Source organism: Helicobacter bizzozeronii (assembly GCF_900196775.1).
GTDB classification, from domain to species: Bacteria; Campylobacterota; Campylobacteria; order Campylobacterales; family Helicobacteraceae; genus Helicobacter; species Helicobacter bizzozeronii.
In genome coordinates this window covers 1-19,816 of sequence record NZ_FZLB01000022.1, presented here as the reverse complement: position 1 = coordinate 19,816, position 19,816 = coordinate 1, and the positions used below count along the sequence as shown (strand labels likewise).

Here is a 19,816-nt window from a genome sequence, read left to right as displayed (position 1 = left end):
CCTAAAACTCATCCTCATATTCGCTATCGGCGCTCACATAGTCATCATCATCATACCCCCCGTAATAATCCTTGGGGCTATCCTCAAAATCCTTTTCAAAATCCTCAAATGAATCTTCAAAATCATCCATTTTGCACTCCTTGTAATGAAAGCGCGATTATAACAAAAGAAAAGTCTTAGAATGGCTAATGCTAAGGGCGTTTTTAGAGTCTCACCACCAAGGGCCATACATCATGGGCATGCCCCCCATCATCGGGTACATGCCATAAGGATACATGCCCATGGGATACATGCCCATTGGGTACATGCCATAAGGATACATCCCCATCGGATACATCATGGGGTTATAGGGGATATAGCCCGCACCAGTGGGGGGGAGGGGGGAGAGAGCAAACCTGCCCCCATGCGCTAGTTTGACACCTGCTAAAGAAATGTCATGGAAAGGTCCGTAGTTATGCGGTTTGGTCTTGGCAATCTCGCCATCTTTATCCCCCACGCATTCGTTCTTGATTTGCGCGCACTCATTGAGGGTGTCTATATCGGGCAAGTTAGGATCCACATCGGCTGGATCGCCCACCCAGCACCCACCCAAGAGCGCCAAAACGCTAGAATGCAAAAAAACCCTAGTCTTATGCGTCATTGTTTGGGCTGTTCTTTGGTTTTGGTGAGGTCTTTAACCCCCACATCCACCACATCCATAAAATCGGATCGGAATTCCAAAGCCTTATTGCTAAAAACAGGCTTGAAGTTGTTTTTAACCAAGGGTTTGGCATTGGCTTGGGGGGCATGGCATTGGGTGCAATTAAAACGCGCATCGCTAATGCTCCCCTCTTTAGCCGGGCGATCATGCCTAAAATCAAAGAAATGGGATTTAGGCACGGGTGTTGCCCCCACGGTGCTAGCCACATCGGGCATGTGGCAACCCAAACACTGGTTATTGTCCTTAGTGATGGGTAAGAGCCCGGTTACATCATGGGGGATCATGGGTGGGGCATTTTCATAGGCTCTTTCAAAGCGTTTGCTCTCACCCGGGGGGAGTTTGTGGTATTCATAGGAATGCAACCTCAAATCCTTTTCATCTTCTAGGGGGGCTTTACGCAAGCCAATTTGTGTATCACTCACCAAGGATTCATGTTTGCTGTGGTGTTTGACCGCATAGAGCAAACCCACCAAAGCCAAAACAGCCACCACACCCATGCGTATTTTCATCATCATCTCCTCATTTGAAATCAAAATGAGATTATAGCATAGTCTTAAAATAGAAATTTAACTCACATAGTAAAAATCCACCAAACCCACCTTTCTTAAGATGATGGCATGGCAGGCTAAGAGATCATCTAGGGCGTGTTGGGGCATGTAATGCAGCGACTCTTCCACACTCAAGGGGCGGCGTTTGAGTAATTCTAAAAAAGCAGAGGGCGTTAAATGCAGATGGGGTATTTGTGGGGGTGTGGTGCGGCTTGGCAAACTGAGGGGCAGGTTTTCAAAGTGGGTGGCTAATTGGAGTAATTGGGCGGGGCTAATGGGTTTGACTTTGTGGGAGGGGGGGCGATCAATGGTGCTTAAATCCACACGGGCAAGATTTTTAACTTGCTGTAAAAACGCAACCAAGGCTTGGATGTGTTTAGGTGAATCATTGACACCTTGCACCACCAACACCTCAGCAACTAGCATGCCTGTATACTGGGTAGCAAAATCTAAAATGCCCTCTAGGATAGACTCTAAACAGAGATTTTTACTGGGCTGATCGACTTTTTTAAACACTTTAGGCAGGGTGGCATCTAAGGAAAATTTGACAATATCATAATGGCATAACGCCTCTTGCACTTGGGGATCGCCCAATAACGATCCATTGCTCAAAATCAAGGTTTGGGTATGTGGGGGGGTTAGAGGCTTGAGGGCATGGATTAATTCTAAAAGATGGGGGTAAAGGGTGGGTTCGCCATTGGCGGTTGTGGTGAGCACATCTAAACGCACGGGGCAATTTGCCAATGCCTCTTGCACGGCTTGGATAAGGCTCTCTAAGGGTAAAATGGTGTGCATGCGCTCAAGAGGCTTGGCTTTAACCAGCTCGCAATAAATGCAATCAAAATTGCATTGCTTGCTCTCCCCTGAAAGATCAATCCCTAGCGACCAGCCAAAGCGGCGCGAACGCAGAGGTCCAAAGACAAGGGGGGCTTTAGACATCAGCCAACCTTGTAAAAGCGCACTTCAAGCACGCCCACACGCTAGGTTTCCTCTTATAGGCTTTAAACACCAGCACATACCCACACTCGGGGCATTTTTGATCGCTGGGCGGGTAATTGGAAATGAATTGGCATTGGGGGTAATTAGCACACCCATAGAACAACCCCCGCCTGCCTCTTTTTTCCACAACATGCCCGCCACACTCAGGGCACACACCAGCCACTTTTTCTTCTTTGAGCTGGGGGGCTTTGGAGCGGATATTTTTGCATTGTGGATACCCACTGCATGCCACAAACTCCCCAAATCTGCCTTTTTTAAGCACCATGGGTTTCCCGCATTTCTCGCATGGTTCTAGGGGGGTTGGGGTTTGCTCGCTGGGGGGTTTGACAAATTTGCATTTAGGATACCCACTGCATGCCACAAACTCCCCAAATCTGCCCTTGCGTTGGACCAATTCTAAACCACACTCCGGGCAAAATTCCCCAGTTGGCACGCTGCTTTTTTGGGAGGCAATTTGGGCTTTTCCTGCCTCAATTTTGTCCATAAAGGGGGTGTAAAAATCAAAGAGCACTTGTTGCCATGAGGCTTTGCTACTAGCAATGGCATCTAATTTATCCTCTAGCCCTGCGCTAAAAGCCGCATCCACAATCTCACTAAAATGTTTTTCTAAAATCCCAATCACCACAAAGGCATCTTCTGTAGGCACGAGTTGTTTATTTTCTAACTTGACATAGGAACGATTAGCCAGTAGGGCAATGGTGGGCGCATAAGTGCTGGGCCGCCCAATGCCCAAACTCTCTAGGGTCTTGATCAAAGAGGCCTCAGAATAACGCGTGGGGGGCTCTGTGGAGCATTTTTTAGCCTCTAGCTTATCTAAACGCACACTCTGATCTTTTTGCAGGGCAGGTAAAAGTTTATCGCGATCGCACTCGCCTAAAACCCGATGGTAGCCATCAAAAATCAATTTGCGCCCGCTGGCTTTGAAAGTGCCATCCGCACAACTTAAGCGCAGAGTTTGGTTTTCAAAGAGGGCATCGGTCATTTGGGAAGCCAAAAAGCGGTTATAGATCAAGGTATAAAGTCGGTATTCCTCAGGCTTGAGATAATCCTTAGCGATGGTGGGTGTGAAGTTTAGATTGGTCGGGCGGATGGCTTCATGGGCTTCTTGGGCGGCTTTGTTTTTGGCGGTGTAGGTTTTGGGTTTATTAGGCAAATAGGGCGCGCCATAAGTGGTGCTAATAAAATCCCGGGCTGCCTTGATCGCTTCTTTGGCGACATTCAGGCTATCAGTACGCATATAGGTGATAACCCCGCTCATCCCCTCAGGAGTCGCCACGCCCTCATAGAGTCTTTGGGCGATACCCATAGTCTTAGAGGGACCATAGCCTAGATGGGTCGAGGCACTTTGTTGCAAGGTGGAGGTCATAAAGGGGGGTGGGGAGGGGCTGGTTTTATTTTTATGGGTGATCTCTTGGACTTGGTAGGTCTGGGCGCGCAGGTGTGCGACCATTTTGAGCGCATCGGGTGCATCTGTAAGACTTTGTTTTTTGATTTTCTCCCCCAAGTAACTCTCCAAGCTTGCCTCAATGCAACCCTCAAAGATGCCCTCAATGTTATAATAAATTAAGGGCTTGAAAGCCTGAATCTCCCTTTCGCGATCCACCACGATTTTAAGCGCGGCACTTTGCACCCGCCCAGCACTCATGCCCTTAGCAATTTTGCTAGCCAGTAAAGAGCTCAAACTAAAGCCCACAATGCGATCGAGCAAACGCCTCGCTAATTGGGCGTTGATTTTATAGACATCAAGGGTCTTGGGGTGTTTGAGGGCATGCAAAATGGCGGATTTGGTGATCTCATGGAAGACAATGCGGGGGAAGTGGAAAATGGGATTACTGGAGGGGGCGTGGTTGGTTTGTTGTTCCAAATCTAGGGTTTCTTGCAAGATCTGATTAGCACTCATCTTTTTTGTCTGTGAGGTGCGTTGGTTTTCCTTGATAAGATAGGCAATGTGGTAACCAATGGCTTCCCCCTCGCGATCCTCATCGGTGGCGATGTAAATTTGGCTAGCACTCTTGGCGAGGCTTAAAATTTGTTCCACAATGTCCTCATGGTCTTTATCCACAATGTATTTGGGGATAAACTTATCCTCTTGGATGCGAATCCCCATGGCGTATTTACTCAAATCCCGCACATGCCCTTTAGAGGCAATGACTTGGTAATTTTGATCCAAAAAATTGGCAATGGTCTTGGCTTTTGTGGGCGATTCCACAATGATAAGCTTTTTTGGGTTGGCTTTCATCTCACACTCTGTTTTGGTTTTTAGAACATTATAAACTATTTTTGTGGGTGTTGCGTTACTTTTCAAAGTTATTGTCTAAAAACATGGAATAGCTCTTGCTTTTGTGTGGGTATCACATTAGCAAAGGATGCAAAGATGAGTTTTCGGATCAATACCAATGTTGCGGCTTTAAACGCACACACAATCGGCGTGCGTAACAATCGGGACCTTGCTAGCTCTTTAGAAAAATTAAGCTCAGGGTTGCGAATCAATAAAGCCGCTGATGATGCTTCAGGGATGGCAATTGCAGATAGTTTGAGAAGCCAAAGCGCAAGTTTAGGGCAGGCAATCAAAAATGCCAACGATGCGATCGGGATCGTCCAAACTGCGGATAAGGCGATGGATGAGCAAATCAAAATCCTAGACACGGTGAAAACAAAAGCCGTGCAAGCCGCTCAAGATGGGCAGACTGCAGAGACCAGAAGAGCTTTGCAGAGCGATATTTTACGGCTTTTAGAAGAGCTAGACAATATCGCCAACACCACGAGCTTTAACGGACAGCAGTTGTTGGCGGGTAGTTTCTCTAATAAAGAGTTCCAAATAGGCGCTTATTCTAACACCACCATCAAAGCATCCATAGGCCCTACAGGAACAGACAAGATCGGGCATGTGCGCTTTGAGACCTCTGGAATGGATCGTGCGGGTATGCAAGTGAGTGCGGGGGCGAATAACTTAAAAGAAGTTACGCTCAACTTCAAGCTAGCCAACTCAGTCAATGATTTTAAATTGGAATCGGTTAAGATTTCCACCAGTGCGGGCACGGGCTTAGGGGCGTTAGTGGAGGTGATCAATAAAAATTCCAACACCTTAGGCTTACGCGCCACAGCGACGGTTATGGGGACTGGGGGTAAGCCCGTGCAATCAGGCACCATCAATGGATTGACTATCAATGGTGTTTTGATCGGGAACATCAATGATGTCAAACGCAACGACCGCGATGGGCGGCTCATTAATGCGATCAACTCGGTTAGGGAACGCACGGGCGTAGAGGCTTATATTGACATCTCTGGGCGTTTGAATTTAAAAAGCACCGATGGGCGTGCGATCTCTGTGCATGCGGATGGGAAAAGCGGGGCTGTGCTTGGGGGCGGTAACTTTGTCGGTGTCTCAGGTAAAAGCCATGCAATCGTAGGGCGTTTGACTTTTGTCAAGCAAGATGCACGCGACATCACCGTGAGCGGGATCAACTATAGCCATATTGGCTTGCACTCCTCACAAGGGGTGGCTGAATACACGGTGAATTTGCGTTCAGTCAGAGGCGTATTTGATGCCAATGTCGCTAGTGCCAGCGGGGGCAATGCCAATGCCACGCAAGCAGGACTCAACTTTAAGGGTATTGGGGCGGGGGTAACCAGCCTTAGAGGGGCGATGGTGGTGATGGATATGGCAGAGAGTGCGCGTGTCCAGCTAGATAAAATCCGCTCCGATCTAGGTTCTGTGCAGATGGAGTTAGTAACCACCATCAACAACATCTCTGTAACGCAGGTGAATGTGAAGGCGGCCGAATCGCAAATTAGAGATGTGGATTTTGCCCAAGAGAGTGCGAGCTTCTCTAAATACAACATCTTGGCACAGAGTGGGAGCTTTGCGATGGCACAAGCCAATGCGGTCCAGCAAAATGTCTTGCGACTCTTGCAGTAGGGGGAATTGGGGCTTTGTTGCTTAATGCACGACATCTATGAAAAGAATTTAGCCGTGTTGGCCACTAAGGACCCCTTATTAGCCCTGCAACTCTCCCAAGTTAAAAGCAATCTCAAATATGAAGTCTTCATGCAAAAGGACGACTTCAACATCATTGACATCACCACCAACACCCCTCTTTTCCACCACAAACCCCTAGAGGAAAATCTCCAACGCTTGAAGGAATTAAGCCCCTATATTTACACGCCCTATTTGTATTTTTATGGTGCGGGGAATGGCATGCTCTATCGCTTGCTCTTAGGGCATTCCCAAATCCAGCGAATCGTGGTGATCGAGCCTGAAGTTGAAATTTTATTCATTGTCTTTAACTTGTTAGATTTTAGCGAGGAAATCCAAAGCGATCGGCTGATCTTTTTGCTAGCCAGTGCGTGTTCTTATCAAATGCTCTCCTCTCTTTTTGACACAGACAAAAAGGCGCGCATCTATGCCAAAGTCTATGAGCTCATCATTTTTAACCATTACTACGATCGCTACCACGAGCAAATCCAGCAAATCAATCAAGATTTGATCAAGGCGATTGAAAATGCCGTTATCAGCGTGGGCAATGATGCCAGAGATGCCATCATGGGGATCAAACACCATGTCCAAAACCTCCCCTATTTGGTGCAAACCCCCACGCTTTTAAACTTGGTTGATGCCCTCAAAAAGCGCAACGCCCTTTATAACACCGCCATTATTGTCTCTACTGGACCTAGTCTTAATAAGCAATTACCCCTTTTAAAGCAAATCGCCCCCTATGCCACCCTTTTTTGCATCGATGCCTCTTTTCCTATTTTATATGCTTATGGAATTAAGCCCGACATTGTGCTTTCTTTAGAGCGCGTGGAAGCTACGGCTAAATTCTATGAGGACACCCCCAAACTTGCCCAAGAGGGCGTGATCTTTGCGATCACCTCCATTGTGCATGCCCGTTTGCGTGAGGCGATTAGGCATGGCGTGCTACAATTTAGCTTACGCCCCTTTGGCTACACCAGTGTTTTTGGCTTGCATGAATATGGTTATTTGGGTATTGGTATGAGTGCGGCGAATATGGCTTATGAACTCATTGTGCATGCCCGCTTTGCCCGTTGCATTTTTATCGGTCAAGATTTGAGCTTTGCGCCCAGTGGGGATAGCCACGCACAAGGGGCTTTATATGGGGCTGATGAGATTGCCCCCAAGCAAGAGGGGGAAAAGATTTTCATTGAGGGCTATGGGGGGGAGGGGCAGGTGGAGAGCACACGGATTTGGAAACTCTTTTTAGATTTTTTTGAAAAGGACATTTACCACACGCCCTATGATTTGGAGGTGATCAACGCCACAGAGGGCGGGGCGCGCATACAAGGCACTTTAGAACTCCCCTTTGTAGAATGTTGTGAAATGATCCGCAACGACCTACCCGCCTTAACGCCCAAAACACCCCTCAAACTCACACCCCCCACACCCAAGCAAAGCGCGCATTTTTTAGCCAGTGCTAAGAAAACCTGCCAAGACATCATCGCTTATTCCAAAGAGTGCAAGGAAAAGATTGAGGGCTTGTTTTTAGAAGTGGCGGGGTTTTTAGAGGAGATTGAAGCCTTGAATGCCCAAAAACAGCTAGAACGCTTGGAGCTCAAAAGATTAGAGGAATTGAGCACGCAGATCGACTCGATCAAGACTTTATTTGAGGAGATCAAATTTAGTTATTGTTTTAATGATGCGATTCAGTCCTATATTTTCCACCAAGAATTAGACATCGCCAAGATTGTGAGCAAAGCCACTTTTAACCAAGATGCGCTCAAAGCCAAACAATTAGAATGGATTTACGCCCACAAGTATTGGCTCTTTAGTCTTGCTGGGGGGATCACTTGCGTGATGGAAGTCATTGAACAAGCCTTGCAAACTTGGGGAGAAGATTAGCACATTGTTTGGGATCCCCAAGCCCTAATGCGTATACCCCATTGGCACAATCTCATTCTCTTCTGAGAGTCGCTTATGCTTTCCTAGTTTGGCGGTATCTAGCTCCTTGATCGCTTGCTTGAGGTCTTTTAAAAACAAGGACATTTGTTCCATGCTCTGATCGGCGCGCACGACAATGCGCATCACGGAGACATTTTGGAAGTTGGCAGGGAGCGGATAAGCGGGCACCTGCCAGCCATTAAAACGCAGACGATCGGCTAAATCGTAAAGATCCCATTGTTTTTCTTGTTGCGCTTGTGCATTCATCGCCCAGCAAATAATAGGGATATTTTCACCCTCATTGATCATCTCAAAAAGCCCCAAGGCTTTAATGCCCCTTGCCAAGAAAAGCCCTACATCGCGGGTTTTTGCATGCACGGCTCTATAACCCTCAAAGCCCCAACGCACAAAGCAATAATACTGCGCCCAAATTTGCGAGCCAGATCGGGAAAAATTGATTTGAAAAGTGGGCTCAAAATCTCCTAGATACGCCACCTTAAAGATCAATTCATCGGGCAAGAATTGCTTATCGCGCCACATCACCCAACCAATCCCCGGATAAATCAAACCATATTTATGTCCAGAAGTGGAGATAGAGACGACATTTTTAAGGCGAAAATCCCACGCTAGATTCGGCTCCATAAAGGGCAGATACAGCCCACCAGAGGCGGCATCAACATGGATGGACACGCTGATTTTAGCCTGCCGGTTGTATTGGCTTAATAGCTTATCTAAGGTTACGATGTCATCAAACGCTCCCGTATAAGTGATTCCCATAATGGGCACGATCCCAATCGTATAATCATCACAAAGATCAATGGCTTTTTGTGCATTCAAAGTCAGATCGTGCCAATCGCTTAAGGGCACTTCGCGTAATTCCACATCCCAATAAACGCAGAACTTTTCCCACACCACTTGGTAGCCTGAGCTGACAATGAGATTGGGTTTTTTGGCGTTGGTGTCGATGCCTAGAGCTTGTGCGCGTTTGCGCCATCTAAATTTCATCGCCATCCCGCCTAGCATACAGGCTTCTGAGGAGCCCACCGTGGAAGTGCCCAAATAATCCTCTGTAGGGTTGGCATTCCAAAGATTGGCGATGATATTCACACATCGTTTTTCAATCTCGGTGGTTTGCGGGTATTCGGATTTATCAATGGCATTAGTCGCCATGGAATCGAGCATGATTTTTCTAGCTTCCTCCTCCATGTAGGTTTGCACAAAGGTGCAAAGATTGTAGCGCGGGTTGCCATCATGCATCATCTCATCAGAGACCAACTGATAAGCGATGCGTGGGTCCATCATCTTTTGCCCTATCTTTTCGCGGGGCAATAAAACATCGCTCTCCGCGCTGCCAAAAATGGGTGTGGAAGAAGTGTCCGCTTTGAAAACGAATTTTTCCTCATCTCTTTCGATGTGGCTTTTTTTGTGTAACATGAGAAGTCTCCTATTTTCTTTAGGTATATTTTAAACTGGGAGCTTTTTCCAAGCCTGATTGATAATAGCCGTTTTTGGTTTTTAAACCTTAAACACGCTTAAAAAGTCATTGAGATCGAGGGTTTGCTGGTTGAGTTCGTTAGAGGATTTTTGCATCGAATCGTTGATCTTTAATAAATCCTGCACACAGGCGGCGATCTTCTCTCCATTTTCAAGAACACTTGTGGTGTGCGCATTGATTTTGTGGATATTATTAAGATTGATCAAAGATTGATCCACCGCGCTCACAATCACGCTAGAAAGATGGTTCATGTGGTTTTGCATTTGGCTTGAGTGTTGGGCTAGAACCTGCATTAATTGCAGATTGTCCTTTCTCTCTTGGTTCATCTTGGCAATGGATTTTAAAATGTGCTTGATAATGGCTTCACTCTCTGTAATATTGCCCTGAGTCCTCTCGGCTAATTTGCGGACCTCATCAGCCACCACCGCAAAGCCCCGCCCGTGCTCGCCCGCGCGTGCGGCTTCTATGGCGGCATTGAGGGCTAATAAATTAGTTTGATCGGCAATCTCGGTGATGGCATCCAGCACACTTTGGATATTCTGTGCCTCTGTGGATAAAGATTGCATCTCTAGGGCATCATTTTCTTCATTGGCTTTATTACGTTGGACATGCTCATCAATCACGCCCACCGCTGCCTTAGTCTCAGACACATTTTTGAGCACGCCCTCTAAAAGCTCTCGGGTAGAAAGGGACACCGCCATGCTCTCATCGAGGATTTGACGGCTAGAGTGGCTTAAATCCGTGTTGCTATGGCTAATTTGTTCGATCTGCTTGGAATTGGAGTTTAAATCCGTAGAAATGGCGCTTAAAGACTTGGAGATCGCCGTGTTGTTCTGCACTTCCTTAAAGATTTTTTGCAAGGTGTTGCGCATGTATTCAATGAAGACATTCACCGATTTGGTCATCAAACCTATTTCATCATGGGTAGCAATGCTGATCTTATCGGTGAAAGTTTTATGATCCACAATGTGTTGTAATGCCTTGTTGATCTTTTGCAATCTCTTAAAAATATTGCGCACCACTAAGAGGGATAAAATTGTCGTAACAATGATGAGCAACACTTCACAGATTACCAAGAATACAAAATAATGGGTGTTCTTGCCAATCTCTGCCTCAGTGAGATTTGTGATGTTGGTGCTGATTGTATCCTCGACTTGTTTGAGCAAATTGATTTTTTTGGTGATGGTTGCAAACCAGATTGTGGGCTTGATGCCAAAATGGCCCTCAAGATATTTTTGAATCAGTGTTTGGCGCATCGCCTCCACATCTTTAAAGCTTGAATCCTCTGAGACTTGGTTAAAAAACGCCACACTTTTAGCATCCCCAAAGGAGAGAAAATATTTTGTAAAAACCTCTTGTTGTGCCACTAGGGCGATGAATTTAGCATAATTGGGATCGGCTGGGGCATTGGCAATGAAGATTCGATTGGCTGTAGCCCTCTCTAGCCCAGACATCTCTTTAGCATACAGAAAGCTGATATAGCCCATCATTTTATCCGCAATGCGGGGGTTGTGGATGATGTTGATGGATTCTAGCACGCTATCTAAAAAAAGATCGATGCTTTGCGTGAAGTAGGCGATCGTGCTATCCACAAGTGCCTTTTTGTTCTCAGATTCCATCGCATTGCGGACTTGGGGCAATTTGTCTAAAAAATGCAACTCTTTTTGCAAGGTCTGCATATATGCAACATCCAAACCCGAAGCGGAATTGAGGAACTTTTTAAGTTGCTCTAAGCGCGTATCGGTGTATCGCCTTTGCTCTTGGAGTTCCTTAGCAAATTGCACGCCACCACTAGAGAGGAAACCCGCGCTCATCCCGCGTTCTTTTTGCATTTCATGTACGAGCGCAGAGAGGTATTTGGACACCTCAACTTGGCGTGCCAAGTCCTTATTACGCGCCAAAGAGCCATAAGTGTCATATAACTGCCACAACATAAAGGACAATAGGGCTATCATCGGGATAGAAATGATCAATATGATCTTGCTTTGTAACTTCAAACCATTAAACGGACCCAACAAAGACTCCCGAAAAGATGCTTGTTATTGACAATCCCCTTAGCAACCCCGTCTATATCACCCAACATTCTTTGAAAATTCTAGCATATTTCACCCAAACAAGGTTTAATATGTTGGCACAATTCTACCAACATTTTGTCTCTAGGTTTTTTCTATTTGTATCAAAGGGGATTATATGCGACTCACCAATGTGCTTTTTGGGGTTTGGAGTATTTGAATTGGCATGGGAGACTTTTTAGGCGTGCAAAAGTCTAGTCAGATCATTAAAAAGTCCAATAGCCATGAGAGCGATTAAAATCCCTAGACCGAATATATTGAGGGTTTGGATACTCTTAAGACTGATCTTTTTGCGTGCTAAACTTTCATAGAGAACAAATAAAATCTGCCCGCCATCGAGCATGGGGATGGGTAAAAGATTGAGGATACCTAAGTTAATTGAAATAAAAGCCACACTCAAAAACAAAATGCTTAAATCGCTTTGTTGTGCCATAAAATCCACAATACCCACCACAGAGCTAAGCTCTGAGACACCCACCACGCCCACAATTAATTTTTCTAAGCCTTGGAGCACAAGGCTTACCATGCCCACTAACTGCGCCCCAGCGTGCTTAAAAGCCTCTAGCACACCATAGTGCAACACCACAAAGGCTTGAGCGGGGGCGATCCCAATGGCTTTTGTTAAAATGCGTTCATGGAAAATATTGGTGCGCTCTTGAGTGGTGGGTGTGATGGGGAGGGTTAGGGTTTGTGCGCCCCGTTTCAGGGTTACTTGCAAAGTGCCTTGGGATTTTTGGATAGCCTTTGTGAGGGTTTGCCAATCAACAATGGGGTTGTCATTGATGGCTAAGATGTGATCTTGGGCTTGCAATCCAGCTTGCATAGCGGGCATATTGGGCATGACAGATCCCACGATGGGGGCTAGACTCTTTTGCCCGATTAAATTTAAGCCTGAGTAAATCCCAAAAGCCAACAAGAGATTAAAGAGGGGTCCTGCCATCAAAATAGCGATTTTTTGGAGAGGGTTTTTAGAGGCATAGCTATCTAGTTCTAAAGAGGGGTTTTCAAAGTCCTGCCCTTTGAGTTTGACATACCCCCCCAAGGGAATGAGTGAGAGGGCGTATTGGGTTTTGCCATGTGTTTTAGCCCAAATCTTGCGCCCAAAGCCAATGCTAAAGACCTCCACATGCACCCCACATGCGCGCGCCACCAAAAAATGCCCCAATTCATGGAAAAAAATCAAAAAACCCAGAGCCACCAAAGAAAATAATAAACTCATGAATCCCGCACCATTTGGTAATATTTGATTACATAATCCATGCCGGAATAGAGGGTTGCAAACACCGCTAGGGCGACCAAATAATGCCCCACCACCACGCCATCTATGTGCCAATCGGCTAGCAAAGAGCTGATCGCACAGATTTGTAAAAATGTTTTGTACTTGCCTAAGCGACTCACGGCAATGTGCTTACCCATATTGGAGACAGAAACACGCAAACCAGCGATGAAAAATTCGCGCCCCAAAATCACAAAGGGCACCCATGGGTTAATGCGGTTCCAATAGAGCAAACCTAAGAAAGCGGCTAGGATCAAAATCTTATCGGCTAGGGGGTCAAAGATTTCGCCAAAAAGGGTTTTGAGCTGGTAATTGCGGGCAATGTAGCCATCTAAAAAATCTGTAAGCGCAGCGAGTAAAAAAATCAAGGTCGCCATGGAATTCAAAGTTGTCTGGGACACTTTAAAAAAATGAGGGGCATGCACAATAAAAAAAAGCAAAAAGATAGCCAAAACAATGCGTAAAAGGGTGAGGATATTAGGGATGTGTCGGATACATTTGCCTAACATGGTTTTTAAGGTGTGGAAATTTGTTTGAGTCTAACAAAACCCAAAAAGATCATGCCCCAACCAACCACCATACTCACAACAAGCAAAATACCCCAATTGGCAACAAGAGCGGGTCCCAAATTGGCTAGGAGGAATAACAACCCCAAAGCCCCCCCGATGAGTAACACGCCCCGTTTAAAGGCGCGATCTTGGGTTACACGGCTCAATTCATCAAAGAGGCGGTAGCTGTAGTAGAGGTATAAAAGAAAAGTGATGGATTTGACATGGAGCATTTGATCCAAGCTGGCTTTGGGGAAAAGCATTAGGGCTAACAAGGAGAGAATCGCATCGGCAATGTAGGGGAAGGCGATACAGCGGAAGATCAATAAATTACGGCTCACTTTGGCTAGTTTATAATAACCCATAACTTGGAACACAAACACCGCCAACATACAAAGCAACAACACACCCATCAGAGGGGAGGTAAAAAACCCGCTCAAGCGTTCTGCATGCCCCCCGCTTTTTTGCAACCACGCACCCAAACCAAAGAACGCCCCTAAGGTGGTGAGAGCTAATAGAACATGGGCAACTAAGATTGTCCTGCGGGCAGTCTGCAAATCCTTATTCTCTTGGATATGGATGGTCATGGCAAAAGCAGGGGAATCTTATTTAAAAGTCGTGCCACCATCAACCACGATGGTTTGCCCGGTTAGCCATGCGCTCTGGGCTGGATCGCATAGGAAATAGACTGCCCCGGCTAGGTCGGTGGGGTTGCCCATGCGTTTTAAGGGGGATTGTTCCTCAACTTTTTGCTTAATCTCAGCGTAATCGGGGAAGGCTTTGAGCGCATCGGTGTCAATAGGTCCCCCACTCACGGCATTGACGCGAATCCCAAACTCGCCTAAATCCACTGCGGCGTATTTGACCATCGTTTCAACCGCATTTTTAGAGTTGCCATGCCCAGCGTAATTGGGCATATAAACTAGGTTGCCTGTAGAACTCAAGGACACAATCGCGCCCCCACCCACAAGTTTCATGCGTTTGGCTGCCTCTTGTGCGCCCACCACAAAGGCTAGCACCGTGGCGGTGTAGATGTTGTTTAGACCCTTAGGTTTAAGACGCATAAAGGGAGCAAACCCACCCACCACAGATCGCCCATAGATGATCGCATTGGACACGAAAAAATCCACCCGTTCAAAGTCGGTGTCAATTTGCTTGAAAAGCTCCACATATTGCTCGGGCTCTAAAATATCCAAATGATAGGGTTTGGCTTTGATTTTGTAGAGCTCTTGCACTTCGGTGGCGATCCGCTGGGCTTCCTCTTGGTTCTTGTTGTAGGTGAAAGCCACATTCACGCCATTTTGGGCAAAGCGGTATAAAATCGCCTTGCCAATGCCCCGAGTCGCTCCACTCACCACTAGGGTTTTACCCCGCATGCCCATCTCATTCATTTCAATACCTCATACTTCTCTAAAATGGTTTCTAAATACTGCATGTGCGTAGCACTGGGTGCTACTAGCGGGAGTCGATAAGTCAAGTTTTGGATCAAGCCCGCCATGTGCATCAAAGCTTTAACCGGAATCGGATTAGTTTCACAAAAAAGAGCCGTGTTGATCTCATAGAGTCCGTTCTGAATCCTCTTGGAGGTATCCCAATCCTTTTTTAAGCACGCCTGCACCATGCTAGCAATTTTATCCGGGAGCAAGTTCCCCGTAACCGAGATCACCCCCACCCCACCATAAGCCATAATAGCATGATTGAGTTTATCCTCACCGCTGTAAATTTGCATAGCCGGGGCAAAGTGTGCTAAATCCACCAGTCTTTGCATTTGCCCGGAAGCCTCTTTGATCCCGATGATATTCTCCACATCTTGGAACAAACGCACCGCAGTAGAAACCTCGATTTGCACGCCCGTGCGCCCGGGCACATCATAGAGAATCAACGGAATTTCCACAGATTGGGCGATACTCTTGTAATGTTGGTAAAGCCCCTCTTGAGTGGGGCGGTTATAATAGGGACTCACGCATAAAACCCCATCAGCCCCGCATTTTTGGGCAAACTTGGCAAGCATGATCGACTCGCTGGTGGCATTGCTCCCCACGCCCGCTAAGACCTTAACGCCCTTGGGTTTGCACACCTCTAGGGCGATCTCAATGCAACGCATGTGCTCTTGGTGGGTGAGCGTGGCTGATTCGCCTGTGGTGCCAGTAGGCACGCAAGCATCCATGCCTAGCCTAATTTGGCGCTCAATCAATGAGGCATAGGCACTCTCATCGACCTCCAAATTTTCTTTAAAGGGTGTGATTAGGGCACTGAGGGCATGCATGGGCACTTCTTAGGGTTTGAGTGTAACAACGCTGTAAGCTTCATCGCGAAAATATTCATTAGCCACGCGCACAATGTCTTTGATCTCTAGGGCGTTGAACTCCTCTTGGTATTGCGCCATGTCCTTGATGTCTCCTTGTGTCAAGTATTCGGCAAACATTTCAGCCACATCCGAGGAATCCTCCAAGCTAGCGATAAAATCCGCGCGGTTATTCACCTTGACCTTGTCTAGCTGTTGTTGGGTGATGCCCCCTTTTTTGATGTTGTCGATAATGGCTAAGATTTCTTTGCGGATTTGGGAGGCTTCCACATGCTGGTTAGCCCCCGCCACAAATAAAAACACGCTGGCATCTTTAAGTTCCATATTTTGGGCAAACACCTGAGAGGCTAGGCGTTTTTGATCCACCAAGTCTTTTTTTAACAAACTGCTATCCCCCTCGCTGAGTAACTTAGCCAATGCGTTTAAAGCGACCTGATCTTTGTGTAAAAAGGGCGGGACTTTCCAGCCAAGGGCGATCCACTCTAAAGACAAATCTTTTTTGTGGATCACGGTCTCACGCAAACCATTTTGGATGGGCTCTTGGGTGTAGACTTTGGGGATGGTGGTCGTGGTCTTATTTTTGATGGGACCAAAATATTTTTTAGCTTGATCAAAAACTTGTTTATAGTCTAAATCCCCCACCACGAGCAAAATCGCATTCTTGGGCTGGTAATACAGAGAATGAAACGCCCGAATGTCCTCAATATTCCAGTTTTTAATATCCTCCATAAAGCCAATGGGTGTCCAATGGTAGGGGTGGTAGACAAAGGCGGTATTAAAAAAGCGGAAGTAGAGATAGCCTAGTGGGGAATTGTCCGTGCGCCATAATCTCTCCTCTGCCACAACCTGCCTTTCGGGCAAAAACTCATCTTCTTTAAGTTGCAAAGAACCCATCATTTCAGCAAACAATTCCAAAGATTTTTCTAAATTCTCATTGCTGGCTTTAATGAAGTAGCGGGTGTAATCAAAGCTAGTAGAAGCATTACTCACCCCTCCAAAACCCTTCACAATGGCATCAAACTCGCCCTCTTTTAAATGCTTGGTGCTTTTAAAATTCATGTGCTCCAGCATGTGGGCGATTCCACTCTTGCCCATTCTTTCATTGCGTGAGCCCACTTTGTAAAGGACATTCACCTCAATCACCCCGCTTTTATTTTTCAGGGGCACTGCCACGACTTGCAAGCCATTGTCTAAAGTTGTGGTGTAGTGTGGTGGTAAATAATTGTGGTGCTCTTGTTTTTGTGTTGCTTCTGCTTGCATGGTAACTCCTGCTAGTAAGATTAAAATCTGCCCCAAAAAAATCTTCAATCTCTCTGTCTTACCCATGATCGACCCCGATAGCTTCTTGAATAGAGCGCAAACCATCTCTTTGGAGTAATTTTACTATATCTTGCTTGATTTGTCTACAGATTAGCGGTCCTTGATAAATAAAAGCACTGAAGATTTGCACAAAATGCGCCCCCATTTTGATCCGCTCATAGACTTGCTCAGCATTACTAATCCCCCCCACAGACACCAAGATCGCGCGCCCAAAAAACGCCTTAGCAATCTCTTTAAACACCACTCTAGCCTTGGCCTCTAAAACACGCCCGCTAATCCCCCCAAAGTTTTTAGCCCCGGGTAATAGGCTGTAATCGGTGGTGGTGTTGGTGGCGATGATCCCATGCGCGCCCTTGTCTAGGGCAATTTGGCAGATCGCTAAAAGCGCATCTAGGGGCATATCAGGGGCAACTTTTAAAAATAAGGGCTTGTGGGTGTGCTCTTTTGCCATGCTAAAAAGTTCGCCCACAAAGCTTTCATTTTGCAAATCCCTTAAGTTTTTGGTGTTGGGCGAGGAGAGATTGAACACATAGTAATCCCCCACGCCCAAACTGGCTTGCAAGCCTTGTTGGTAATCCTCTAGGGCGCGCTCTAGGGGTGTGTTTTTATTCTTGCCCAAATTGATCCCCACGATACTTTTTAAGGGCTTAATGCGTTCCAAACGGGATACAAGGGGCATAATGCCTTGGTTGTTAAAACCCATCGCATTTTGCAAACTCTCTTGTTTAGCAAATCTAAAAAGTCTGGGCTTGGGGTTGCCAAATTGCCCCTTTGGGGTAATACTGCCCACCTCAATACCCCCAAAGCCCAACACATCTAAACCTGCTAGCATGCGCGCGTCTTTATCAAAACCAGCTGCTAAACCGATGGGGTTGGGCAGTTTTAAGCCCAAAAAGTTAGTTTCTAACAAGGGGCTTTCAAAACGCTTTAAAAGCCAAGGGCATGCCCCCAAGAGGCGTAAGGCTTGGGTGGCTAGGGCGTGTGCGCGCTCGGGTTCTAGGCAAAAAAGTGCCTTTTTAAGTGAGGGGTAGTTAAACATGCTCTTCTACTTCTTGCTCATAAAAGGCTTGGGCGTTAAAAGACTCGCCCACACTGGGCATTTTGCTATAAGACCCATCGGGGTTGAGTTCATAGGCTTTGACATTGTCTTTAAGCTGGATGTGCAAGATTCGCATCAGTTTCTGTTGGATCGCCTTAGAAGTGGCGGGCACGAGCAATTCGACCCGCTTTTCTAGGTTTCTGGGCATCATATCCGCACTGGAAAAATACACCTTAGCCCGATCGTGGGCAAAATAATAGATCCTAGCATGCTCTAAATACTTACCCACAATGGAGAAAACACGGATATTTTCACTCAAACCTTTAACCTGTGGGCGTAGGCAACAAATCCCCCGAATGATGAGATCGATTTTAACCCCCGCACATGAGGCTTCATACAAGCACTTAATGATGGTGGGATCGACTAGGGCATTAGCCTTAAAAATGATGCGCCCCCTTTGTTTGAAACGCATTTCCTCAGCGATCATCGCCATGATTTTGGGCTTGATCTGCATGGGTGCCATGTAGAGGGTTTTAAGCCCGATTTCAGCCGCCACGCCCGTGCTCAAGGAGTGGAAAAGCTTTAAAATATCATAGGCAATTTGTTTGTTGGAGGTGAGCAGGCTCAAATCGGTATAGACCTTTGCTGAGGCGGTGTTGTAATTGCCCGTGCTCAAATGCACATATTCTTTAAGCTGTGTCCCCATAGCGCGCACCACAATGGCTAATTTGGCATGCACCTTGAGTCTAGGCACACCATAGATCACATGCGCTCCGGCATTTTCTAGGGCTTGTGCCCAGTGCAAATTATTTTCCTCATCAAAGCGGGCTTTGAGTTCGACCAACACGCTAATTTGTTTGGTGTGGGCAGCCTCTGTTAGGGCTTTGACAATGGGCGACTTTTTGCCCACTCGATACAAAGTCATGCGGATCGCCACGACATCTTTATCCCTAGAGGCGTTTTCAATAAAATGCACGATGGGGTCAAAACTCTCATAAGGGTGGAATAAAAAAACATCTTGCTTGTCCAGCAACTCAAAGATGGCGGCGTTGTCTGTGAGCAAATCCATCCCACTCAGCGGGGCTAGGATTTTGGGGTAAAAAGTGGGGGATTTGAGCGCATCATAGCCTCTAAGATTGACCAACTCCCACAAAGAACCCAAATTGAGCAAAATATCGCTTTTATAAATATCCTCTGTAACCCCAAACATCTTATGCTCGATAAACTCCAGCAAATCGGCATTGCCCTCGCTCACCTCCAAACGCACCACATCGCCCCGATCCCGTGTGCGCAAACCCTCGCTGATGAGCTCAGCCAAGTCATGCCCCTCATCCTCGATAATCTCCATGTCCGCATCGCATGTAACACGGAAAACCATGCTCTCTAAAACGCTGTGTTTTTCAAAGAGCAAGGGGGCAAATTGCTTGACCACCTGTTCCACCGGCACAAAAACGCCCTTTTCTACGGGGATAAAGCGTTTTAAAAGCGCGGGGATTTTGATGATCCCATAGGCTTTATGGGCATAGCTGGTATGTTGCAAGCCCAAAATGAGCCCAAAACTCAAATTGCTCAAAAGAGGGAAGGGGCGGGCGGGGTCTAAAATGATGGGGACAACAAC

The 19,816-nt window shown here is 46.6% G+C and carries 17 protein-coding genes; 2 read left to right on the top strand and 15 right to left on the bottom strand.

Going from position 1 to position 19,816, the window contains the following annotated elements; translation table 11 throughout:
• Position 1: 1 nt before the first annotated feature.
• From C5684_RS09670 to topA, 5 genes are all read right to left on the bottom strand, one after another.
• Positions 2–130, bottom strand: coding sequence for a hypothetical protein (locus tag C5684_RS09670; RefSeq protein WP_267891338.1), 129 nt, complete (start codon positions 128–130; stop codon positions 2–4).
• A gap of 81 nt (positions 131–211) precedes the next feature.
• Positions 212–616: a U1 small nuclear ribonucleoprotein gene (locus C5684_RS03130; RefSeq protein WP_233704217.1), complete on the bottom strand. Its 405-nt coding sequence runs from the start codon at positions 614–616 to the stop codon at positions 212–214.
• A 20-nt stretch (positions 617–636) separates the two neighbouring features.
• Positions 637–1,209, bottom strand: a complete 573-nt coding sequence (locus tag C5684_RS03125; protein ID WP_006016572.1) for a nitrate reductase cytochrome c-type subunit — start codon at positions 1,207–1,209, stop codon at positions 637–639.
• A gap of 57 nt (positions 1,210–1,266) precedes the next feature.
• Positions 1,267–2,187 (bottom strand): radical SAM protein, encoded by a 921-nt coding sequence (locus C5684_RS03120; protein ID WP_104639388.1) that lies wholly within the window; start codon positions 2,185–2,187, stop codon positions 1,267–1,269.
• Positions 2,180–4,486, bottom strand: a complete 2,307-nt coding sequence (gene topA / locus C5684_RS03115; protein WP_013889909.1) for a type I DNA topoisomerase — start codon at positions 4,484–4,486, stop codon at positions 2,180–2,182. Before topA ends, C5684_RS03120 begins: the two co-directional genes overlap by 8 nt.
• Positions 4,487–4,621: 135 nt before the next feature.
• Between topA and C5684_RS03110 the strand changes: the two genes are divergently transcribed.
• Both C5684_RS03110 and C5684_RS03105 read left to right on the top strand, forming a co-directional pair.
• On the top strand, positions 4,622–6,166 hold the full coding sequence (locus C5684_RS03110) for a flagellin B (RefSeq protein ID WP_104639387.1): 1,545 nt from the start codon (positions 4,622–4,624) through the stop codon (positions 6,164–6,166).
• Between the two features lie 24 nt (positions 6,167–6,190).
• Entirely contained in the window at positions 6,191–8,104 is a 1,914-nt protein-coding gene (locus C5684_RS03105) for a motility associated factor glycosyltransferase family protein (protein WP_104639407.1), read from the top strand.
• A gap of 24 nt (positions 8,105–8,128) precedes the next feature.
• Here C5684_RS03105 and C5684_RS03100 read toward each other — a convergent pair whose 3' ends face one another.
• From C5684_RS03100 to ppk1, 10 genes are all read right to left on the bottom strand, one after another.
• Positions 8,129–9,577 carry a glutamate decarboxylase gene (locus tag C5684_RS03100; RefSeq protein WP_104639386.1) on the bottom strand — a complete coding sequence of 483 codons (1,449 nt, stop codon included), beginning with the start codon at positions 9,575–9,577 and terminating at the stop codon, positions 8,129–8,131.
• Positions 9,578–9,658: 81 nt separating this feature from the next.
• Positions 9,659–11,572, bottom strand: a complete 1,914-nt coding sequence (locus C5684_RS03095; protein ID WP_104639406.1) for a methyl-accepting chemotaxis protein — start codon at positions 11,570–11,572, stop codon at positions 9,659–9,661.
• 316 nt (positions 11,573–11,888) lie between these two features.
• Positions 11,889–12,929: an RIP metalloprotease RseP gene (rseP, locus tag C5684_RS03090; RefSeq protein ID WP_104639385.1), complete on the bottom strand. Its 1,041-nt coding sequence runs from the start codon at positions 12,927–12,929 to the stop codon at positions 11,889–11,891.
• The gene (gene pgsA / locus C5684_RS03085; protein WP_013889916.1) at positions 12,926–13,495 is read right to left on the bottom strand and encodes a CDP-diacylglycerol--glycerol-3-phosphate 3-phosphatidyltransferase; all 570 of its coding nucleotides are present in this window, start codon (positions 13,493–13,495) and stop codon (positions 12,926–12,928) included. Before pgsA ends, rseP begins: the two co-directional genes overlap by 4 nt.
• Positions 13,496–13,500: 5 nt before the next feature.
• Positions 13,501–14,121 (bottom strand): hypothetical protein, encoded by a 621-nt coding sequence (locus tag C5684_RS03080; RefSeq protein ID WP_013889917.1) that lies wholly within the window; start codon positions 14,119–14,121, stop codon positions 13,501–13,503.
• Positions 14,122–14,139: 18 nt separating this feature from the next.
• A complete protein-coding gene (locus tag C5684_RS03075) occupies positions 14,140–14,910 on the bottom strand; it encodes an enoyl-ACP reductase (RefSeq protein ID WP_193365370.1) in 771 nt (256 codons plus the stop codon).
• 11 nt (positions 14,911–14,921) lie between these two features.
• Complete coding sequence (gene dapA / locus C5684_RS03070) at positions 14,922–15,806, bottom strand: 4-hydroxy-tetrahydrodipicolinate synthase (RefSeq protein WP_199764480.1); 885 nt, start codon at positions 15,804–15,806, stop codon at positions 14,922–14,924.
• Positions 15,807–15,809: 3 nt separating this feature from the next.
• Positions 15,810–17,165, bottom strand: coding sequence for a M16 family metallopeptidase (locus tag C5684_RS03065; protein WP_407645761.1), 1,356 nt, complete (start codon positions 17,163–17,165; stop codon positions 15,810–15,812).
• Entirely contained in the window at positions 17,158–18,198 is a 1,041-nt protein-coding gene (gene pyrD / locus C5684_RS03060) for a dihydroorotate dehydrogenase (quinone) (RefSeq protein ID WP_104638766.1), read from the bottom strand. Before pyrD ends, C5684_RS03065 begins: the two co-directional genes overlap by 8 nt.
• Positions 18,191–19,816, bottom strand: a 1,626-nt coding sequence (gene ppk1, locus C5684_RS03055; RefSeq protein WP_104639383.1) for a polyphosphate kinase 1, incomplete at its 5' end; no start/stop codon positions are given. The genes ppk1 and pyrD, both read right to left, overlap by 8 nt.